Source organism: Flavobacterium sp. GW823-FHT04A11 (assembly GCF_058796535.1).
In genome coordinates, this window is sequence record NZ_CM179503.1 from 998,489 (window position 1) to 1,018,511 (window position 20,023).

Here is a 20,023-nt window from a genome sequence, read left to right on the forward strand (position 1 = left end):
ATTGATGTGCAAATTTCCATTAATTAAATCCAGAAAAAAAATACAATGTGATTTAATTCCCATCAGATTCGTCACTATTCTTTTTTTTCATTCATTTTTGCAACTAAGGCCTTCAATCGCAAAGCACGTTCCTTTTTCTCCGCTTGAAGTTTTACCTTTTTCTTATTTAGCAATTTGGTATGCAAAGCCTTGTTTTTGGTATTTTTTTCGGGTCCTTTTGCCATGGTTGCAATTCTTTAATTTACGTTTACAAATATAAGAAACTGTTGGGGAATAATTTCTTGGGCGTTTCCGCCACGGCGGATCGGGCTATTAGCTGCAAGTCCTCGCTCTTCCTTCGTCAGGCTGTGGGCTTTCCGCTGCTATCCCTAACGCAATCTTGGATTCATAAGAAATATAATTCTATGAAATTATTTCGAAGTTAAAAAAGAGTATTTTAGCTAGAACTAACATTAACTATACTTATGATTAAAAACTGCTTCTTCATTGCTATTATATTGATCATCTTTTCAAATTGTCAAAAAAAAGATTCGAACATACCACAAAAAATAGATGAAATTGAATTTTCTTATATAAGTAGCCGAAGAATTCCATTTAGTGAAGTAAAAATTCAGATTGCAAGAATGCCAAGTAATGACAGTGCAATTGCATTTGTACAAACCAGACCCGCATCAACTGATCCTAAATGGCAATATAGTAAAATTGAAAAATTCATAACAATTGATCTTCAATATTTTGAAAAATTTGCTAATGAAGCTTCTTCCTTCGATAAAATAAACATTGACAAAGCTCATGAATACGGACATGATGGAAGTACTTGGGAAATACAGTTTGGATCAAAAGGAAAAAACAAAAGCTATCGTTTCTGGTCACCTGATTATAATACCAAAGAAAGAGATTTAACCGCATTTGTCAATTTATGTGAACAAATTGTAGAAGTTTCTAAATTAGAAAAAGAACAAATCCTTGCAGATTAAACATAATAAACATTTATGAAAATATATTTAATAGCGGCAATTTTGTTACTATCGTTGACTGGATGTAAATCTCCAAAAAAGAAATTTGATTTTACTTTTTTTAAATGGAATATTCACGAATCTTATTATTTAAAATTTAATTCATCAGATACACTTTATTTAATCAACACTTATCCACTTGAAGAAGAAACTTCTTTCACGATTTTACATAGTGAAGAAAAAGAAAGAATCCAAAATGCTTTAGAAACCATTCCTTTTCCAAAGGAAAAAGAATTTTCAAATAGTTTAATAGAGGATGGAGAAACTAATGCTTTTTATTTAAAAGATGGGGAGAAAAAGCAGCAACTTTTGCTTCATGGGCATAAAGGACCAAACCAATTTTGGCTTTTCGGAAAAACATTAGAAGCAATTAAAAATCAACACAGTTTTATTAAAATCAATAAAAAATTTGATTTAAATGATTTTGAGAAAATCGTTGCTCCACCAGTCTTGTTTATAGAAAAATAAGTTTAAAAAACAGCATTTAAAAACAAACCCAATCTTTATATTATATATTTCCTTAACTATTTTATAAAAATATAAAACAAAAGTAACTAAACTTTAAACTTTTATTTTTGTTATTTGTAGTAATTTTATACAAAATAAAAACGTTACTAAATTACTGATCATTCAAAGAAGATAATAATGGACAAAAGAATAGCATTAGAATACTATGTTTTAGATGTATTCTCGAATAAAAGTTATAAAGGAAATCCGTTATCTGTTGTTTTTACAGATGGTGATTTAGAGTTAGAAACCTATCAGAATATCTCAAAAGAATTTGGTTATTCTGAAACTTCTTTTGTTTATTATTCTACCAGAAAAAAAGCACTAACCGTTCGCTCGTTTACCCCAACCGGAATAGAAATAGACGGTGCCGGACATAATTTGCTGGGTGCGGTTTGTGGTGCGTTGCTAAAAAAAATGCCCATTTTTGAGGAGCAGAACGAAAGCGAGCCTTTTGTGATCATGAAACATTCGCCAATACCTTTAACGGTGAGTTTTGATCCGGTTACACAATATCCGGTGGTACAAATGCACCAAAAATCGGCGGTGATTAAGCAGGAAATTCCAACGTATAGAATTGCCGTTGCACTTGGTTTAAAAATCGAAGATTTAGACGTAAACGCTTTTGTTCCCACAATTGTCAAAACAGAAGTGGCACACACGATGGTTCCCATAAAAAACAGTCAAATACTGAATGACTGTATTCCTGACAACCAACTTTTGATGGAGATTTCAAGAGATTATAAATTTGAAGGTTTTTATTGTTTCACAATTGCTGATGAAAGTCAGGAACATATTGTCGAAACAAGATTCTTTAATCCAATAATCGGAATCAACGAAGATCCAGCGACCGGAACGGCTGCAGGACCTTTAATTGGTTTTTTAACGCAAAAAAAATTCACAAAGTCAGATAAAGAATACAAGATTCTGCAAGGTGTAAAATTAAAACAAGCTTCACTTATTGAAGTTATGAATCGTGAAGAAGATATTTTGGTGGGCGGTTCTTCGATTATTACCATGAAAGGCGAATTGTATTTATAAAAGAGAGCATTCACTAAAATAAAGTTAAATATCAAAAGTCCAAAAAGCAGACGATTCCAAAAAACATATATTTACGACAAGTAAAAGTTTACTTGAAATGAAACCCCAATAGTAATTTATGTTTTGAAATTTTATGGAAAAATCTCAACAAGAATGGTCACGCCGTAAATTTATGTACACCTTAACCGGAGCTGGTACATTAATGATGTTAAATCCGGTAATTTCCTGGGCAGCAGAAACCTTTGATCCCAGAATAGCTGCAATTGTCGCTAAAACTATAGGTATAGATACACACAATCATGTTGATGTTCCGCTTAATGCAACTGAATTGCCGGGTCCAAAAATCGATTTGATTGGCGAATTGAAAAAATCAGGATTATCAGCAATTTGTATGACATTTGCAGTTGATTACCAAGAACTTAAAAATCCTGGCGATGCTTACAACCGTTTTCTAAACGGGTTAACAGCAATGGACAAAGTGCTGGAAACGAATAACATGAAACGTTCTATGAATTTGGCAGACATAGAATTGGCACACAAGAAGCAAAAACCAACTGTTATTCAATCTGTTGAAGGCAGTCATTTTCTGGAAGGAAATATAGACCGGCTTGAAGTTGCGTACAAAAGAGGTTTAAGACATCTTACTTTACTTCATGATCACGATGCATCGGTACCTTTGGGTGATGTTTTTACAAATCCGGCACAATTTGGCGGACTTACGACTTTTGGTTCAGATGTTATCAAAGAATGCAACCGATTGGGAATTCTTGTTGATCTTTCGCATGCAACGAATGAAACTGTTAATGCAGCTCTAAAAGTCACAACAAAACCTGTATTAATTTCACATACTGGTCTTGACACACAACTCGGACAAAATGAATTCATGAATAAAATGATGCGTCCGAGACTTATCAGCAAAGAACAAGCAAAAATTGTTGCAGATGCAGGAGGCGTTATTGGCATTTGGACACATCTTGCCGACTCTCCTTTGCAATATGCTCAGAATATAAAAGCAATGGTTGACGTAGTAGGAATTGATCACGTCGCTATTGGAACAGATACCAAACTTACTCCACCGTACAGATCTCAGGAAGAGTCTAAACCTAAACCTGATGGCGAGAAACATGGTGAACCTCAGCATAAAGATGATAAAAATAAAAACAAAATGGGCGGAGGTACAAACGAAACCTGGAAAGATCAAAAAGAAGGTTTTTATTATGTCGTAGTCGATGCTTTGTTAAAAACAGATTTCAATGAAGAAGAAATTGGTAAAATTGGAGGCGGAAATTTTTTAAGAATCTTTGATGCCGCAACAAAAGGACATTAATTTCCTGGACTTATAAAACAAAAAAGCTGCATTTATTGCAGCTTTTTTATATTAACGAGAAAATCAAATTTTCTAGTTTGTTTTCATTGGTGGTAAATCAAACGCGATTGAATCGTGTTCGAAGTTATTTCTATGTCCGCCATCACAAAAAGGTTTGTTTGCAGATAACCCGCAACGGCAAAGTCCTAATGCAGATCTTCCCTGAAGTCCGTAAACAGTTCCTTCAGAATCCATGATTTCAAAATCACCTTCGATTTTTATAGATCCGTTTTTATTGATGATTAATTTTGTCTTGCTCATAAAGTTGTCTTTGTTTTTTTCAGGGCAAAGATTGCGAAATATATTTTGAAGATTTTAATTAGGAAGCTAGTTTAAACTGGTTCTATTTTAATTTGTTTCACAGAGTTTCGCAAAGAAAACACGAAGATTCACAAAGGTTTTATTTTTGTCAGGCTGAGCGGAGTCGAAGCCCGCGCAAATTGATTCAGCAAACTTGGACTTCGACTCCGCTCAGCCTGACAATTGGAATTGAATAAATAACGCATGTTTTTTGAATGGATTAAAATCCATCCCTAAAATATGTCCCGAACCTCCGGTTCTCTTATAAAGTTCCGCAGGAACGATTTATTTTGTAGGGCTGGACTTCAGTCCAGTCTAAATAATACAAGAAATTCCGCAATGAGAATCTAAAGTTCTTTTGAAAATGAGTGTCCTAGCCCCGATAGAAGTGGAAATCCTTTTGTGCCGGGGTTCGGCACAAAAGATTGTAACGGATAGCGGGATTAGCTCCTGAAAAATATTATCTTGTATATTAATTCGTCTAAAAACACAGAGATTGTCAGGCTGATCGAAGTCGAAGCTCAGCAAAGTGATTCAGCAAACGAGACTTCGACTTCGCTCAGCCTGACAAATTGGGACAGATTTTCTTTGCGAAACTCCGCGAAATAACAAAATCTCAATTCTATTGCTTATTTTTGCACTCAATAAAATTGAGTTATGATACAAAATCCAAAGAGATATACTATTACGGCGGCTTTGCCTTACACGAATGGACCTATTCATATTGGGCATTTGGCGGGGGTTTACGTGCCTGCAGATATTTATTCGAGATATTTACGTTTGCAAGGAAAAGACGTTGCGTTTATTTGCGGAAGCGATGAACACGGGGTTGCAATTTCGATGAAAGCCAAAAAAGAAGGAATTACACCACAAGAAGTTATTGATAAATATGACGGAATTATCAGAAAATCATTCTCTGATTTCGGGATTTCGTTTGATAATTATTCCAGAACTTCGGCTAAAATTCATCATGATACGGCTCAGGAATTCTTTAAAAAACTGTATGATAATGGTGATTTTATTGAAGAAACAACAGAGCAATTGTACGATGCAAAAGCAGATCAGTTCTTAGCTGACCGTTTTGTGGTTGGAACTTGCCCAAGATGTGGTAATGACGGGGCGTACGGAGATCAGTGCGAAAATTGCGGATCGACTTTGAATGCGACGGATTTAATTAATCCAAAATCGACAATTACAGGAGAAACTCCGATCTTGAAATCTACAAAACACTGGTTTTTACCTTTGGACAGATATACTGATTTCTTAACCGAATGGATTTTAGTTGGACATAAAAACGACTGGAAACCTAACGTTTACGGACAAGTAAAATCGTGGGTTGATGGCGGACTTGAACCTCGTGCGGTAACACGTGACTTGGATTGGGGAATTGATGTTCCCGTTGAAGGTGCCGAAGGAAAAAAATTATATGTTTGGTTTGATGCGCCTATCGGATATATTTCGTCTACAAAAGAATGGGCTGCCCGCGAAGGAAAAGACTGGGAACCATATTGGAAAGATCAGGATACGAAACTGGTTCATTTTATTGGGAAAGATAATATTGTTTTTCACTGTATTATTTTCCCGGCGATGCTTAAAGCCGAAGGAAGCTATATTTTGCCGGACAATGTGCCTGCAAATGAATTTTTGAATTTGGAAGGAAACAAACTTTCGACTTCTAAAAACTGGGCGGTTTGGCTGCATGAATATTTAGAAGAATTTCCGGAGAAACAAGATGTTTTGCGTTATGCTTTGACTTCAAATGCTCCTGAAACTAAGGATAATGATTTTACATGGAAAGACTTCCAGGCGAGAAACAACAACGAATTGGTTGCTATTTTAGGAAATTTCATTAATCGTGTTATTGTTTTAACGAACAAATATTACGACGGAATTATTCCAACTCCAAATGAATTTTCTGAAGTGGATGAAAATACTTTGGCAGAATTAAAAGCGTATCCGGCTGTGATTTCAAGTTCTGTAGAACGTTACAGATTTCGTGAAGCTTTGGGCGAATTGATGAATGTGGCGCGTTTAGGAAATAAATATCTTGCCGATGAAGAGCCTTGGAAAGTAATGAAAGACAATCCGGAGCGTGTAAAAACCCAAATGTATGTGGCGTTGCAAATTGCTGCTGCGTTGAGCGTTTTGGCTGAACCATTTTTGCCTTTTACTGCTGCGAAGTTGTCAAGAATTTTAAATTTGAAAGATCTTAAAGAACATTTTGAAGGATTTAGCAAATTTTTGAAAGAGAAAAATCATGATGCAAAAGACATCATACTTGATAAAACATTGGGTTGGAATGATATTGCTGAGAATTCAGATTTAATTCCGGCGGGACATAAAATTGGTGAAGCAGAATTGCTTTTTGCCAAAATTGAAGACGAAGAAATACAAAAACAAATAGATAAATTGGAAGCTACAAAAACTGCTAATCTTGCCGAAAACAAACAACCGGAACCTCAAAAAGAGTTGATTCAATATGAGGATTTTGCCAAAATGGATTTGCGCGTAGGAACTATTATTGAAGCAGAAAAAATGCCAAAAGCAAACAAACTTTTGGTGCTAAAAATAGATACCGGAATTGATGTTCGCACCATAGTTTCGGGAATTGCAGAAAGCTTTTCGCCAGAAGAAATCATTGGTAAACGTGTTACAGTTTTAGCAAATCTTGCGCCAAGAGCTTTACGCGGAGTTGAAAGTCAGGGAATGATCCTGATGACAACAAACGCCGAAGGAAAATTGGTTTTTGTAAATCCTGATACAGATGCGCCAAATGGTGAAACGATAAACTAGTATTTCTTTTGAAATATGAAAACGTTAAAACATGAGAAATTTCTCATGTTTTTTTCTTTTTAGCCAAATTTTTAGTTGTACATTCGTCTCGACTAAATATTTGGAAACTTTAGATAAAACTTATTCAAAGTTAACATAAGCGAACCCTCGCAAAGGTGCTGGAACAGGAAACTGTCCTAAATCTATCTTTCAGATATTTAGTCACACCTAAAGCGAGGGTTTCGTGCGTTTAATATTTTCGATATGACTAAAGAAAATGAAAAAACATCGGAGCCAGATGTAATAACGGCAATGGCAAAATTTCTGTCAGACCTTTGGTTTGAAGACGATTTTAGGGATCAACCGGAACATTTGTCCGAGATTTTCGAGACAATTCTGTTAACCGAAATGGGCGATGACCAGGATCTTCGAATCAAAATGGTAAGTTCTATCAGAACCAGTAAAATGTTGGCAAGTGCGCTTGGTCCTTTTTCGGATATGGAAATCAACAATGCCTGCAAGAAAATTATGAATGCATAATACCACTCAAAAACAAGTTTAATCCAACCTTTTTATTGATATCATAATGAATTGTGCCGTTAGGTACTAAATATTGGTAGAAACATCAATTGAATAATTTTGGCGTGCCGTTAGGTACGCAATAGATATTGTATGTTGCGTACCTACGGCACGCGGGCGATTTTGAATCAAATTTTTTGCTACCGATATTTAGTGCCTAACGGCACATTTTATCTATTGTCGCCTTATATTTCTTTTTTTGCTAAAGAAAAAATAAGATATTCGCTAAAAATTAAACCCATCAAAAAATGCTTAAAAACCTACTTTTTAGTTCTTTACTTTTATCTGGTTTCATTTCCTTTTCTCAAGAAGTTGTAAATGAATTTAATTTAAAATTAGAAAAGAAAAGAGACTACTTTCAAGTTACAAACGAAACCAACAAAGAAGTGATTTTATTCTTAAATGACAAGGAAAAGCTTACTTCTCTAAGGTTTGATGATAAATTCAATATAAAAGATTCATTGTCTACTTCGAGACCAGAAAAAACCTATGATGAAATTATAGGATATAGTCAAAAAGAGAACAATTATTTTCTTTTCTGGGGATCAAAAGACAGAAAAGAAATCGATGTTCAGTATTTTAATTTTATTAAAAAAGAAACCAAAACAACGCCAATAAATTTAGAGCTTAAAAAAGAAAAAATAATTAAAGAACTTACGATTAACAATACTTTTTATTTGATTACTATTGTCAAAAACACAAGTATATTGAAGTTCTACATTTCTGATGAAAATGGTAATTTAAATGAAAAAACTGTCGATTTATCTAATTTAGAATTTAAAAACAGTGCTTTTAATACTGCATTGTTATATGACGTATTAACGGAGAATTCTTCCAGTTTTTCCATCCAAACTATTGGTGCCGATAGTCCGCCATCATTAGCATTAAGCTCAAAACAATTTAAGGTTTATACATACAAAAACGATGAAGTTATTTTCACAATAGATAACAATGCTTTTGCAACAGATGTTTTACGAATTAATCTTAATGATTTTACTTCAACCTTAAAATCAGTCATACATAAAAGAATAAGTAAGGGAGAATATGAATCGCTTACATTTAAGGCAAATTCATTTTTAATTGATGATAAAATTCTTCAAATCAAAACAAATCCCGAAGTCTTGTTTTTTACCGTTAGTGATATAAACGGCATTAGAATTAAGGAATTTAAAACCTTGCGAGAGGAAGAAATAAAGTTTAAAAATTCAGATGTTTTTCAGGAAATAAAAAGTATACACAATAAAAAAGTCTTAGAAAAGCCAAAACAATTTATACGAAAAATAAACAACTCTACTCCTGCCATTTCCTGCTACACGCTAAATGGTTTGTATTATACTATTATAGGAAGTTCGCAAGATATAGCACATGCAAGCGGTGGCGCGCCAATGGGAATGGGCGGTGGTTTTGGAGGCGGTTTTGGTGGAACTTCTATGTCGTTTGGTTTTACATCGAGCTACACTATTGGGAATTTGATTTCTTATAAAGATAAAAATGTTGTGTATACAAACTGTTTGTTTGACTCAAATTTCAATCATGTAGAAGATAAAATTAAAACCTCAGCATTTGAAAAAGCGAGATTGTTTCTGGAAGAAAACGATGATGTAAAAGATTCACCATCTATTTTCGGACACGATTTATATAAAGATTTAATTGTTTTTAAATTCAATAATTCATTGTATTTAGGAAACTATAATAAAGAGAATAAAAAATATCAGATTTTTAATTTTTCAGAATAATCACACACAATGATACTTTAGCAAAAGCCAAAAAACATCAATTAAATGAAAATCACCAAACCAAGATTAGCCTTAATATGCGGAATACTTTGTATATCAATCTTCCCCATTTTGGTTAAACTAAAACTCGCGCCAGGATTAATCTCGGCTTTTTATAGAATGTTTTTTGCGGTGACTTTGCTTTTGCCTTATGTGATTCTGACGAAAAACTTTAAAATTCCAAACACAAAATTCCTGTTTTTGGCAGCACTTTGCGGAATTTTATTTGCATCAGATGTTGCGGTTTGGAATATCGCCATTCAGGATTCAAGCGCAACTCAGGCTTCGTTGTTGACGAATTTATCGCCGCTTTGGGTTGGTATTGCTTCTTTTTTGTTTTTAAAATCAAAACCGGCTACTAATTTCTGGATTGGAACTATTGTTTCTTTATTCGGAATGGTGACTTTAGTTGGTTTTAGTTTTTTTATGGATTTGAATTTTGATCAGGCTTTTTTGTTTGCCGTTTTATCCGGAATCCTGTATTCGATTTATCTTTTGGTGAGCAAAAATGTGCTTTCGCAAGTTGATGTTTTATCGTTTATGACGATTAGTTTATTTGCTTCGAGTATTTATCTGGGAATTCTGTGTTATTGTCTGGATCAGCCTTTTAACGGATTTTCAAATACGGGCTGGTTTGTCTTGCTTTTGCAAGCCGTAATTTGTCAATTGTGTGCATGGCTTTCGATAAGTTATGCCACACAACACATGCGCGCAACGAGAGTTTCACTGAGTTTATTGAGTCAGGCTGTAATTACTTCGATATTAGCTTGGTTGTTTTTGGAAGAACAAATAACTTTACAAATGGTTTTTGGCGGAATCATTTTGCTATTCGGAATTAGAATTACGTTTTATGATAAGACCATTTCATTAAAAAGACTGTTTTCTAAGAATTAAGATTGAGAAATGGCATGCGGATGACGCAGATTTAAACGGATTTACGCAGATTGGTTTTTAATTTTTTGCGAAAAAAGTTCTCTCGCAGATTTGGCAGATTGAGCAGATTTTTTTTAGGAAATCGTTTTTAATCATTTTAATCTGAAAAATAATTCGTGAATTCGTGGCGAAAAAACCTGAAACAAGAAAAACCTGAAACTAAACTTTATTCGTGGCGAAAAAAACCTGAAACAAGAAAAACCTGAAACTAAAAAAACAACATCTTTATGTTACATAAAAGCAAAATACCAAACTTAAAAGTAATCGCATTTGATGCTGATGATACTTTATTTGTCAACGAACCTTATTTTCAGGAAACGGAGCATAAATTTTGTGCTTTGATGGAAGATTATCTTTCGCATCAGGGAATTTCGCAGGAATTATTTAAAATCGAAATTGCCAATTTACCTTTATACGGTTACGGAATCAAAGGTTATATTCTTTCGATGATTGAAGCGGCGATGAATATTTCGAACAATACAATTCCGGTTGAAGTCATCCAGAAAATCATTCAGTATGGAAAAGAATTACTCGAAAAACCTATCGAACTTCTGGACGGAATCGAAGATACTTTGAAGGCTTTGCACGGAAAATACAAATTGGTAGTTGCCACAAAAGGCGACTTAAAAGACCAGCACAGCAAATTGCACCGTTCTGGTTTGGGACATTATTTTCACCATATCGAAGTAATGTCAGACAAACAGACCATTGATTATGAAAAATTGATTGGCCGTTTGGATATTCAGTCGGATGAATTTTTAATGATCGGAAATTCATTGAAATCAGATGTGTTGCCGGTTTTGGAAATTGGAGGTTATGCCGTACATATTCCGTTTCACACGACTTGGGAACACGAAAAAATCAACCATAAAGTAGAGCACGATCGTTTTAGTTCTTTCGAAAAAATTTCGGAAGTACTCCATAATTTACAATAATGAAAACACTTTTAGATTTAGAAAACTGGAACCGAAAAGAGCATTTTGCCCATTTCAGCCGAATGGAGGAACCTTTTTTTGGCGCCACAGTAGAAATTGACTGCACAAAAGCGTACCAAACAGCCAAAAGCCTGAATGCTTCTTTTTTCATCTTTTACCTGCATAAAACTTTAGCAGCTGTAAATGCGATCGAAAATTTTAAATATCGAATTTCCGATGGTCAGATTTATATTAATGATCGTGTTGATGCTTCGGCAACAATTGGTCGTGAAGATGGTACTTTTGGCTTTTCTTTAATTGAATATAATCCTGATTTTAAGGTTTTCGAACAAAATGCCTTGGCAGAAATTAAGAGAATCCAAAACACAACCGGACTTTTTACAAGATCGTTTGATGACGATAATGTCATTCATTTCTCGGCAATTCCGTGGTTGAATTTTACTTCGCTTTCGCATGCAAGAAGTTATACTTTTCCTGATAGCTGTCCTAAAATTTCTTTTGGAAAAATGATTACTTCCGAAACCGGAAAAAGAACAATCGCAATGTCTGTTCATGTACACCACGGATTGATGGATGGCTTGCATTTAGGGCAATTTGTTGATTATTTTCAGGAACTGATGAACAGTTAAGGTTTGCCTTATTCTATTATATTTATAGCTTTTATTGGGGAATAATTCTTACGATAAATTGTTGATTTGGGGAAAATTTAAAATCTCAAATAACAATGAAAAAAATTGTAATTATTCTGGCGTTTTCGCTGGGTTTAACAAACTTACATGCGCAAACCGAAAGCACTTCAAACAACTATAATAAGTGGTCTGTTGAAATTGCTGGCGGAGTTAACAAACCGCAAAGTCCTATGACTGAAAATTATTTTACTTCTACACCAAGTTTTTGGGTAGGTGATTTAGGAGTAAGATATATGTTTAACAACAAATTTGGTTTAAAAGCTGATTTTGGATATAACAGTTTTACAGGAAAAAACAATTCAGTTGACTTTGATTCAAAATATTACAGAGCAGACTTACAAGCTGTTGCGAACTTAGGAAGAATCATGAATTTTGAAACCTGGACTAAAACAATTGGTTTATTAGCACATACAGGTTTTGGTGTTGCTCAGTTAGAGAACAAAGATTTGCATGTTAAAGACAGAATGGGGAATTTCATTGCTGGAGTTACAGGTCAAATCAGGTTAACTGACAGAATTGCTTTAACCGGTGATTTTACAACTATTGTAAATGCATCACAAGATTATACTTTTGACTGTGGATGTCCTGTAGAATCAAGAGGTTTTAACGGATTACTTTTTAACGGAACTGTTGGTGTAAATGTTTACTTAGGTAAAAATACAAAACATGCTGACTGGACGGTTATTTCGCAGGAATTTGATAGTTCTGTATTAGAAAACAAAATTGCAGATCTTGAAAATCTAGTTAAGAAAATGCCGGAAAAACAAGTAATCATAGAAAAACCAGTTACAACGACAGTAGTAAATGATAAAGATTTGCTTAAAGAAATGATCGATGCTAAATATTACAGCGTTTATTTTGACTTTAATAAAGCAACTCCAATTGAAAATTCAACAGCTGCAATTGATGTTGTTTTGACTTATTTAAGAAAAAACCCTTCAGCTTCTCTTGATATTTTAGGTTATGCAGATCAGGTTGGAAGTTCTGAATACAATGAAAAATTATCAAACCTAAGAGCTAATAACGTAAAAACGATTTTTGAAAAAGCAGGTATTGCCTCTTCAAGATTAAATGTAGTTGCTCAGGGTGCTGATACTTCAATCCAAAAAGATTCTGAAGAAGCAAGAAGATTGGCAAGAAGAGTTACTTTCAAAATAAGATAATCTCTTAAATTACAAAAAAGCAAAAGCCCTGAAGAAATTTCTTCAGGGCTTTTTTGTTTATATACTATGCTGAACCAACTTCAGGAAATGATAGTTTACCTCAACAATTATGCGACATATAATACATTTGAAGTATTGATCAGCACTCTTTCTTTTCAATTGAAAATGGCTATTTGCTGCTAATAATTGAAAGCCAAGTTACTAATAGATGATATTCAATTAGTTCAAATTCATTAGCAAATGAACTTAGATTAGCTTAACAAAAAAAGCTGCAAGAACTATATCTTGCAGCTTTTTAATTATTGAATAAAATATATTCTTTTAAGAATGCATTTTAGATTAGTAACTGAAATCAGATGATTCTGTAGTGATTGTATCTCCACTTGTTGTAGTCTGAATCATCTTTACAGGATAACCATTTGCATCGTACTCATAACTATAAGTTGTTTCAACCGTTGTTGTAGCAGTAGGGTTTTTCGATGTAACTACTTTTTTAACCACATTATTAACAGCAAATAACTGATTCATGTCTATTAATAAATCAAAGCCTAAAATATTAAGTCTTGGATTGTTTTTAGAATCATATTCGAAAGTAGTCACTGATTCATTACTACCACTATTAATTTGATGTCTGATTAATTTACCTTCAGAAAAAGTATACTTTCCACTTAAAGGTGTGTCATCTCCGTCTTTTCCTGAACTGTCGCTTTTCATTTTGTTATAAGATATAACACTTCCATCAGCATTATATAAATATTTTGTTTTGTAGTAATTGCCAAACTCTTTACTTAAAATATAATCTAGTTTTCCATTTGCATAAAAATATTCTTTTGTCATATAAGTTCCTGAAAGGTCTGCTTTTTCAATTTTCGTAATTAAATCTCCGGTATAAGTATAAAATGTCAGGTTTGATTTGTCTTTGTCTGACACTATTTTATTACCATCATATGATAATTCAATTGTTGGTGCATATCCGTTTTCATAGATATGAACCAGTTTTTTTAATAAAACAGGCTCAACAATCACTACAGGAATTGTATCTGTTTTGGGCGGCGAAATTGTATCGCTCTTAATTGGTTTTCCATCGTCTTTCCTGAAACAGGAAGCATCATAATCGTTAGTACAAGAAGTAAATGCTAATAAAGCAGTACTAAATAAATAAAGAAATTTTTTCATGTTTTTAAATTTTTTGACGAAAATACCTCAATAACGTATCTACAGGGTTCTCTAAAAGCTATATAAATGAAAGAATAAGACTATAATTTTACTTTTGTCAAAATAAAAAAATAGTACAAAGCTTATAAATAATTTTTATTGTAGTAAATAATTATAAATGATTTACCTTTAATATTGTAATCAGCTTTAATTGAAATCATGATGCAGTTCTTAAACTGGAATGATTTTTGTCGTTTTAAATTTTATGAAAAAACTATTACTATTATTGTTATTGATCTGCAAATCAGTTGTTTTTAGCCAAACTGTATTGGCTTCATTTCCTTTGGATTTCAAAAAAGGTGACGAACAAAATCAGATTCTAAATGTCGAGAATACGCTAACGCATGATGTATATGTTTTTGCATCCACAACAGAAAACATTACCATTCTAAAATACAATAGTGCTCTTTTTCTAAACGATCAATTCTCTTTTCCGAAAACAAATCTGGAAAACAGAACCTTAATTGGTTATAGTTTTGGCGAAGATGGAAATCCAAGTTTATATTGGGCTTCAGAGGATTTTAAAGATTTTATAATTGTAAAATATTATTTGGAAACAAAAACTTTTAAAATGCTAAAGTTTAATTTTCCGTTTACGAGAAATTATATTGTAAACTTTTTTCAGAAAAACAATGCATTTTATATCCTTTCAAAGGCGCATGAAGATCAGACTTTAGTTGTATATATTTTTAAAAATGGGATGGTCGAAGAAAAATCTTTTGATTTTGCATCTTTTCAATTTGAGAATGAAAAAAAGCAAAATTTCACTTTTAACAGAATTATCAGAGAAGATCCGATAGAAAAAATAGATGTAAATGAGTTTACTCCTTTAGATAAAAGCGCAAAAAAGACCAAAGCTTATTTGGTTAACGATCATCTGATTTTAACTTTGGATTACAATCCGAAAAAAACTCAGGTTTTTGACTTAGATATAGAAAATCATAGCATCAACGAAAAAAAATTTACGCAATCTCTGAATGAGTATTCAAATAAAATAAGCAATTCCTTTTTTGCAGATGATAAACTATATCAGATAAATGCAAACAAATACGCGCTTTCATTTGAAATAAAAGATTATAACTCGGGCAAATCAATAAAGGATTTCAAAGTAACAAAAAACGATACGATCAAATTTAAGAATTCTCCATTATTGCTTCAAAACGCTGATCGAAAACCAACAGAATTAAAAAAAACAAATCAGTTTTTAAACCAGTTGGCTTTCTTGAATATTGGTGTATCTGCTTTTAAAAGCAAGCAAAATACCGTTATTACTATCGGAGGAACACCCAAAGAAGAGAATTTCTATCAATATTATGAAGGAGGTTTTGCTCCAATAACCAGTGAGATAAGTGTCTATTTTGAAAGCACGATGAACAATAATCTTGAGTTTATTAAAGAGCAACAGCAGCCTTTGGCAATGGACAACATTTACTATTTTCTGAGTCTTCAGAAAAAAATTGACTATCAAAATATATTTAAATTTAAGGATTACTACATTTTGGGATATTATGACAATGGCACAAAACAATACGTAATGCGTAAGTTTACTGACGGATTTATTCAGCCTGACATCACCAATCCAATAATCAATAAAGCTATTTTTTCGAGATCTTTTCCGGCAGAAAAACCTTAATTTTCTTGCCGATTAATTCAAATGTCTTTTGTTTGGCTCTTTGAAAAAAATGAAATGAATTATTTTTTTTAACTTTACAAAAAAGACACAATTATGCTATCAAAAAATATTGAAACAGCTTTAAACAAGCAAATCCGCATCGAGGCAGAATCTTCACAAACCTACCTTTCTATGGCTTGTTGGGCTGAAGTTCACGGATTAGAAGGAATTGCGCAGTTTATGTACACGCAATCAGACGAAGAGCGTGCGCACATGTTGAAACTGATTAAATATGTGAATGAACGTGGCGGACATGCACAGATTACAGATCTTAAAGCTCCGAAGACTTCTTATTCTACTTTTAAAGAAATGTTTGAAACGCTTTACAATCATGAAATTTTTGTTTCAGAGTCAATTAACGAATTGGTTCACATTACTTTTGAAGAAAAAGATTATGCAACTCACAATTTCCTGCAATGGTACGTATCTGAACAAATTGAAGAAGAAGCTACCGCTAAATCTATCTTAGATAAAATCAACTTAATTGGCGATGATAAAGGCGGACTTTACTTGTTTGATCGTGATATTCAGCAACTAACGGTTACAAGTTCAATTGCAATTAATCCAAAATAAAAAAGTTAAAGTTTATTTAGAACACTTAAAAATAACTTTTATTCTTTTATATTTGCTACTGTTTAATAATACCGAAGCAAATTGAGCAAGAAGGAAAAAGATAAGGACAAGAAAAAGGATAAAAAGAAAAAGAAAAACAAAGATATCCTTGACAAATTGAAGAAGTTGGAAAACTGCAAATCTTCTTGTTGTGAGAAATACAAAAAGAGCGAAAAAAAACGCTGCTCACGCTGTCCTATGTTTGACTTATTTAAAAAGACCGCTTAAACTATATCATAGAAAACCCGCCAATTGGTGGGTTTTTATTTTTAAATTGCAAGTGTCTTAATGACTCAAAATTTAATTATGAAAAACGATATTACAATACCAAAATCCAGTCTGGATTTTTTACTACAACTAAAACAAAACAATAATAAACCTTGGTTTGAAGCCAATAAACCGCAATATCTAAAAGAACTAAATCATATTGAAACTTTTGCAGGTGCTTTGCTTGAGGAACTTTCCAAAAGTGATGTTCTGGAAACAGCTTCGGGCAAAAAAAGTGTCTATAGAATTTACCGTGATATTCGTTTTGCAAAAGATAAAACTCCTTTTAAAACCTTTTGGGGAGGAAGTTTTACCCGTGCAACAAATGCCAGACGCGGCGGTTATTATTTTCATCTCGAAAAAGGAAACAGCTTTTTTGCCGGTGGATTCTGGGGACCAAATGCCGCTGATTTAAAACGAATAAGAAGCGAATTTGGTCATGATGCTGAACCAATGCGAAAAATATTGAAATCAAAATCGTTTGTCAGCACTTTTGGAACTTTGCAGGGCGAACAGCTTAAAACTTCGCCAAAAGGTTTTGATGCGGATCATGAAGCTATCGATTTACTTCGCTACAAACAGTTTTTAATCATTAAGCGTTTTACGGATGAGGAAGTATTAAGTCCGCGATTTCTGGAACAGGCATTGGAAACCTGCCAAAACATGAAACCTTTTTTCGATTATATGAGCGAAATACTTTCTACAGACATTAATGGTGGTTCTGTTTTATAACCTATTTTAAAATACAAACCCGACAGGTTTTTAAACGTGCCGGGTTGAATATCAAATTTGTTAAACTATTTACTTAGCAATAAAATCTCGTTTACAACAACTTCGGTTACATATCTCTTTTCACCGTTTTTGTCGTAACTTCTGTGAGTAAGTTTCCCTTCAATGGCAACCTCTTTGCCTTTTACCACATACTTTTCAATGATTTCGGCCGTTTTTCCCCAGGCTGTAACACGATGCCATTCTGTTTGTTCTACTTTTTCGCCTTTGTCGTTGGTATATTTTTCGTTTGTAGCGATAGTTACGTGGGCTAATTTTCTTCCGTTTTCTAATGTTTTAATTTCCGGGTCGTTTCCTACGTTACCAATTAATTGTACTCTGTTTTTCATTGCATTCATGGCGTATAATATTTAAATGTTCGTATAAAAGAATTCGTTTATCAAATTCAACAGTGCAAAGATGTGGCGGTTCTCAAAATTTATTCGGTTGCAAAGTATTTACTTTCGGTTGTAACTATTTGTAAGCGTTTGTAAATGGAAATGTTTTTTGTATATTTAACAGAAATCTTACTATATGCAAGCACAAATCAATAAAGTTGAATTGCGAAATCTAGAACTTGACGACTACAAACAATTGAAAAATTCAATGGTCGAATCATATCCAGAAATGGCAAATTCATACTGGAGATCTAACGATATAAAAAAATTACTCTCTATATTTCCTGAAGGACAATTAGTTATATTAGTCGACGGAATAGTCGTAGGTTCGGCATTGTCTTTAATTGTCGATGAAAAATTAGTCGACAAAAGACACAATTACAAACAAATCATTGGCGACTATACTTTTTCTACCCATAATCCAGATGGGGAAATTTTGTACGGTATAGACGTTTTTATCCACCCGCATTATCGCGGTTTGCGTTTGGGACGCCGTTTATATGATGCAAGAAAAGAACTTTGCGAACAATTAAACTTAAAAGCCATTGTTTTTGCAGGAAGAATTCCCAATTACAGCCAACACGCCAAAAAGTTTACGCCAAAAGTGTATATTGATAAAGTAAAACACAAAGAATTACACGATCCTGTACTTTCGTTTCAGTTAAGCAATGATTTTCACGTTTTGCGAATTATCAAAAATTATCTGGAAGGCGACGAAGAATCAAAGGAATTTGCGGTGCTTTTAGAATGGAATAATGTTTATTATGATGAAAGTCCAAAACTGATTAATCTCGAAAAAAGCGTAATTCGACTGGGATTAATTCAATGGCAAATGCGTCAGCTCAATAATGTCGAGGAATTCTTTGAGCAATCAGAATTTTTCATTGATGTTGTTTCCGGTTACGGCGCTGATTTTGCTTTATTTCCGGAACTTTTTATTGCGCCTTTAATGGCCGATTATAATCATTTATCTGAAGCTGAAGCGATTCGGGAATTGGCACGTTATTCTGACCCCATCAGAAAGCGTTTTCAGGAATTTGCCATTTCATACAATATCAACATCATTACCGGAAGTATGCCTTATCTGGATAATGGAAATTTATACAATGTTGGTTTTTTATGCAAAAGAGACGGAACATCAGAAATGTATACCAAAATTCACGTTACGCCAAATGAAGTTCAGCATTGGGGAATGAAAGGCGGATCGCATTTTAAAACCTTCGATACTGATTGCGGTAAAATTGGAATTTTAATTTGTTATGATGTTGAATTTCCGGAGCTTTCGCGAATTATGGCCAATGAAGGAATGAATATTTTGTTTGTTCCGTTTTTAACCGATACGCAAAATGCTTACACCAGAGTAAAACACTGTTCACAGGCACGAGCGATAGAAAATGAATGTTATGTGGCGATTGCCGGCTGCGTTGGTAATTTGCCAAAAGTTAACAATATGGATATTCAATATGCTCAGGCATCTGTTTTTACGCCTTCAGATTTTGCTTTTCCAAGTAATGGAGTAAAAGCCGAAGCGACACCAAATACTGAAATGACGCTGATTGTTGATGTCGATTTAAATTTACTAAAACATCTTCATGAACATGGAAGCGTTCGAATATTAAAAGACAGAAGACATGATTTGTATGAGATTAAAAAACTGGAGCCATGAAAACCTGTCTTGAATGTTCAGAGAAAATTGTAGGCCGCGAAGACAAGAAATTCTGTTCTGATAGCTGTCGAAATGCCTACAATAACAAAATAAATAAAGACAGTACGAATTTCATGCGTAATGTAAACAACAAATTACGCAAAAATTATCGTATTTTGTCCGAGCTAAACACAGAAGGGAAATCAAAGGCAACAAGGGATAAAATGATTAATAAGGGTTTTGATTTTGATTTCTTTACCAATATTTTGCAGACCAAAACGGGAAATACGTATTATTTCCTGTATGATCAGGGATATCGATCTCTGGACAATGATTATTTCATGCTCGTTAAAAAAGAAATTTAGTATAT

20 protein-coding genes are annotated in these 20,023 nt (G+C 33.4%); 16 read left to right on the forward strand and 4 right to left on the reverse strand.

What is annotated here, in order from left to right; genetic code table 11:
- Positions 1 to 74 precede the first annotated feature (74 nt).
- Positions 75 to 224 carry a hypothetical protein gene (locus AC3QL1_RS04420; protein WP_492495436.1) on the reverse strand — a complete coding sequence of 50 codons (150 nt, stop codon included), beginning with the start codon at positions 222 to 224 and terminating at the stop codon, positions 75 to 77.
- 240 nt (positions 225 to 464) lie between these two features.
- Between AC3QL1_RS04420 and AC3QL1_RS04425 the strand changes: the two genes are divergently transcribed.
- The 4 genes from AC3QL1_RS04425 to AC3QL1_RS04440 all read left to right on the forward strand — a co-directional run bounded on the left by AC3QL1_RS04425 (position 465) and on the right by AC3QL1_RS04440 (position 3,891).
- Positions 465 to 977: a hypothetical protein gene (locus AC3QL1_RS04425; RefSeq protein ID WP_492495438.1), complete on the forward strand. Its 513-nt coding sequence runs from the start codon at positions 465 to 467 to the stop codon at positions 975 to 977.
- A gap of 15 nt (positions 978 to 992) precedes the next feature.
- Positions 993 to 1,484 (forward strand): hypothetical protein, encoded by a 492-nt coding sequence (locus AC3QL1_RS04430; RefSeq protein WP_492495440.1) that lies wholly within the window; start codon positions 993 to 995, stop codon positions 1,482 to 1,484.
- Positions 1,485 to 1,661: 177 nt separating this feature from the next.
- Entirely contained in the window at positions 1,662 to 2,564 is a 903-nt protein-coding gene (locus tag AC3QL1_RS04435) for a PhzF family phenazine biosynthesis protein (RefSeq protein WP_492495441.1), read from the forward strand.
- 133 nt (positions 2,565 to 2,697) lie between these two features.
- On the forward strand, positions 2,698 to 3,891 hold the full coding sequence (locus AC3QL1_RS04440) for a dipeptidase (RefSeq protein ID WP_492495443.1): 1,194 nt from the start codon (positions 2,698 to 2,700) through the stop codon (positions 3,889 to 3,891).
- A gap of 72 nt (positions 3,892 to 3,963) precedes the next feature.
- Here AC3QL1_RS04440 and AC3QL1_RS04445 read toward each other — a convergent pair whose 3' ends face one another.
- The gene (locus AC3QL1_RS04445; RefSeq protein WP_042563543.1) at positions 3,964 to 4,191 is read right to left on the reverse strand and encodes a CDGSH iron-sulfur domain-containing protein; all 228 of its coding nucleotides are present in this window, start codon (positions 4,189 to 4,191) and stop codon (positions 3,964 to 3,966) included.
- A 696-nt stretch (positions 4,192 to 4,887) separates the two neighbouring features.
- On the opposite strand from AC3QL1_RS04445, the gene metG reads away from it, so the two are divergent.
- The 7 genes from metG to AC3QL1_RS04480 all read left to right on the forward strand — a co-directional run bounded on the left by metG (position 4,888) and on the right by AC3QL1_RS04480 (position 13,076).
- Positions 4,888 to 7,023, forward strand: a complete 2,136-nt coding sequence (metG, locus tag AC3QL1_RS04450) for a methionine--tRNA ligase (RefSeq protein WP_492495446.1) — start codon at positions 4,888 to 4,890, stop codon at positions 7,021 to 7,023.
- 243 nt (positions 7,024 to 7,266) lie between these two features.
- The gene (locus AC3QL1_RS04455) at positions 7,267 to 7,542 is read left to right on the forward strand and encodes a hypothetical protein (RefSeq protein ID WP_492495448.1); all 276 of its coding nucleotides are present in this window, start codon (positions 7,267 to 7,269) and stop codon (positions 7,540 to 7,542) included.
- Between the two features lie 287 nt (positions 7,543 to 7,829).
- Positions 7,830 to 9,317, forward strand: a complete 1,488-nt coding sequence (locus AC3QL1_RS04460; RefSeq protein WP_492495450.1) for a hypothetical protein — start codon at positions 7,830 to 7,832, stop codon at positions 9,315 to 9,317.
- Between the two features lie 45 nt (positions 9,318 to 9,362).
- Positions 9,363 to 10,250: a DMT family transporter gene (locus AC3QL1_RS04465; protein WP_492495451.1), complete on the forward strand. Its 888-nt coding sequence runs from the start codon at positions 9,363 to 9,365 to the stop codon at positions 10,248 to 10,250.
- A gap of 266 nt (positions 10,251 to 10,516) precedes the next feature.
- Positions 10,517 to 11,224 carry an HAD family hydrolase gene (locus AC3QL1_RS04470; protein WP_492495452.1) on the forward strand — a complete coding sequence of 236 codons (708 nt, stop codon included), beginning with the start codon at positions 10,517 to 10,519 and terminating at the stop codon, positions 11,222 to 11,224.
- Positions 11,224 to 11,853, forward strand: coding sequence for a CatA-like O-acetyltransferase (locus AC3QL1_RS04475; RefSeq protein WP_492495454.1), 630 nt, complete (start codon positions 11,224 to 11,226; stop codon positions 11,851 to 11,853). Before AC3QL1_RS04470 ends, AC3QL1_RS04475 begins: the two co-directional genes overlap by 1 nt.
- Positions 11,854 to 11,948: 95 nt before the next feature.
- Positions 11,949 to 13,076 carry an OmpA family protein gene (locus tag AC3QL1_RS04480; protein ID WP_492495456.1) on the forward strand — a complete coding sequence of 376 codons (1,128 nt, stop codon included), beginning with the start codon at positions 11,949 to 11,951 and terminating at the stop codon, positions 13,074 to 13,076.
- A gap of 339 nt (positions 13,077 to 13,415) precedes the next feature.
- On the opposite strand, the gene AC3QL1_RS04485 is transcribed toward AC3QL1_RS04480, so the two are convergent.
- On the reverse strand, positions 13,416 to 14,252 hold the full coding sequence (locus AC3QL1_RS04485; protein WP_492495457.1) for a hypothetical protein: 837 nt from the start codon (positions 14,250 to 14,252) through the stop codon (positions 13,416 to 13,418).
- 244 nt (positions 14,253 to 14,496) lie between these two features.
- On the opposite strand from AC3QL1_RS04485, the gene AC3QL1_RS04490 reads away from it, so the two are divergent.
- The 3 genes from AC3QL1_RS04490 to AC3QL1_RS04500 all read left to right on the forward strand — a co-directional run bounded on the left by AC3QL1_RS04490 (position 14,497) and on the right by AC3QL1_RS04500 (position 17,574).
- A complete protein-coding gene (locus AC3QL1_RS04490) occupies positions 14,497 to 15,924 on the forward strand; it encodes a hypothetical protein (RefSeq protein WP_492495459.1) in 1,428 nt (475 codons plus the stop codon).
- Between the two features lie 93 nt (positions 15,925 to 16,017).
- Positions 16,018 to 16,536 (forward strand): ferritin, encoded by a 519-nt coding sequence (locus tag AC3QL1_RS04495; protein WP_110307406.1) that lies wholly within the window; start codon positions 16,018 to 16,020, stop codon positions 16,534 to 16,536.
- 345 nt (positions 16,537 to 16,881) lie between these two features.
- Positions 16,882 to 17,574, forward strand: a complete 693-nt coding sequence (locus tag AC3QL1_RS04500) for a DUF2461 domain-containing protein (RefSeq protein ID WP_492495461.1) — start codon at positions 16,882 to 16,884, stop codon at positions 17,572 to 17,574.
- 65 nt (positions 17,575 to 17,639) lie between these two features.
- On the opposite strand, the gene AC3QL1_RS04505 is transcribed toward AC3QL1_RS04500, so the two are convergent.
- Positions 17,640 to 17,969, reverse strand: a complete 330-nt coding sequence (locus tag AC3QL1_RS04505) for a single-stranded DNA-binding protein (protein ID WP_492495463.1) — start codon at positions 17,967 to 17,969, stop codon at positions 17,640 to 17,642.
- 175 nt (positions 17,970 to 18,144) lie between these two features.
- Between AC3QL1_RS04505 and AC3QL1_RS04510 the strand changes: the two genes are divergently transcribed.
- Both AC3QL1_RS04510 and AC3QL1_RS04515 read left to right on the forward strand, forming a co-directional pair.
- The gene (locus tag AC3QL1_RS04510) at positions 18,145 to 19,674 is read left to right on the forward strand and encodes a carbon-nitrogen hydrolase family protein (protein ID WP_492495465.1); all 1,530 of its coding nucleotides are present in this window, start codon (positions 18,145 to 18,147) and stop codon (positions 19,672 to 19,674) included.
- Positions 19,671 to 20,018 carry a hypothetical protein gene (locus AC3QL1_RS04515; RefSeq protein WP_173964429.1) on the forward strand — a complete coding sequence of 116 codons (348 nt, stop codon included), beginning with the start codon at positions 19,671 to 19,673 and terminating at the stop codon, positions 20,016 to 20,018. Before AC3QL1_RS04510 ends, AC3QL1_RS04515 begins: the two co-directional genes overlap by 4 nt.
- The last annotated feature ends 5 nt before the right edge of the window (positions 20,019 to 20,023 follow it).

Coding starts and splice junctions, on each gene's coding strand:
- AC3QL1_RS04420 (WP_492495436.1), bottom strand. CDS start 224: ATGGCAAAAGGACCCGAAAAAAATACCAAAAACAAGGCTTTGCATACC.
- AC3QL1_RS04425 (WP_492495438.1), top strand. CDS start 465: ATGATTAAAAACTGCTTCTTCATTGCTATTATATTGATCATCTTTTCA.
- AC3QL1_RS04430 (WP_492495440.1), top strand. CDS start 993: ATGAAAATATATTTAATAGCGGCAATTTTGTTACTATCGTTGACTGGA.
- AC3QL1_RS04435 (WP_492495441.1), top strand. CDS start 1,662: ATGGACAAAAGAATAGCATTAGAATACTATGTTTTAGATGTATTCTCG.
- AC3QL1_RS04440 (WP_492495443.1), top strand. CDS start 2,698: ATGGAAAAATCTCAACAAGAATGGTCACGCCGTAAATTTATGTACACC.
- AC3QL1_RS04445 (WP_042563543.1), bottom strand. CDS start 4,191: ATGAGCAAGACAAAATTAATCATCAATAAAAACGGATCTATAAAAATC.
- metG (WP_492495446.1), top strand. CDS start 4,888: ATGATACAAAATCCAAAGAGATATACTATTACGGCGGCTTTGCCTTAC.
- AC3QL1_RS04455 (WP_492495448.1), top strand. CDS start 7,267: ATGACTAAAGAAAATGAAAAAACATCGGAGCCAGATGTAATAACGGCA.
- AC3QL1_RS04460 (WP_492495450.1), top strand. CDS start 7,830: ATGCTTAAAAACCTACTTTTTAGTTCTTTACTTTTATCTGGTTTCATT.
- AC3QL1_RS04465 (WP_492495451.1), top strand. CDS start 9,363: ATGAAAATCACCAAACCAAGATTAGCCTTAATATGCGGAATACTTTGT.
- AC3QL1_RS04470 (WP_492495452.1), top strand. CDS start 10,517: ATGTTACATAAAAGCAAAATACCAAACTTAAAAGTAATCGCATTTGAT.
- AC3QL1_RS04475 (WP_492495454.1), top strand. CDS start 11,224: ATGAAAACACTTTTAGATTTAGAAAACTGGAACCGAAAAGAGCATTTT.
- AC3QL1_RS04480 (WP_492495456.1), top strand. CDS start 11,949: ATGAAAAAAATTGTAATTATTCTGGCGTTTTCGCTGGGTTTAACAAAC.
- AC3QL1_RS04485 (WP_492495457.1), bottom strand. CDS start 14,252: ATGAAAAAATTTCTTTATTTATTTAGTACTGCTTTATTAGCATTTACT.
- AC3QL1_RS04490 (WP_492495459.1), top strand. CDS start 14,497: ATGAAAAAACTATTACTATTATTGTTATTGATCTGCAAATCAGTTGTT.
- AC3QL1_RS04495 (WP_110307406.1), top strand. CDS start 16,018: ATGCTATCAAAAAATATTGAAACAGCTTTAAACAAGCAAATCCGCATC.
- AC3QL1_RS04500 (WP_492495461.1), top strand. CDS start 16,882: ATGAAAAACGATATTACAATACCAAAATCCAGTCTGGATTTTTTACTA.
- AC3QL1_RS04505 (WP_492495463.1), bottom strand. CDS start 17,969: ATGAATGCAATGAAAAACAGAGTACAATTAATTGGTAACGTAGGAAAC.
- AC3QL1_RS04510 (WP_492495465.1), top strand. CDS start 18,145: ATGCAAGCACAAATCAATAAAGTTGAATTGCGAAATCTAGAACTTGAC.
- AC3QL1_RS04515 (WP_173964429.1), top strand. CDS start 19,671: ATGAAAACCTGTCTTGAATGTTCAGAGAAAATTGTAGGCCGCGAAGAC.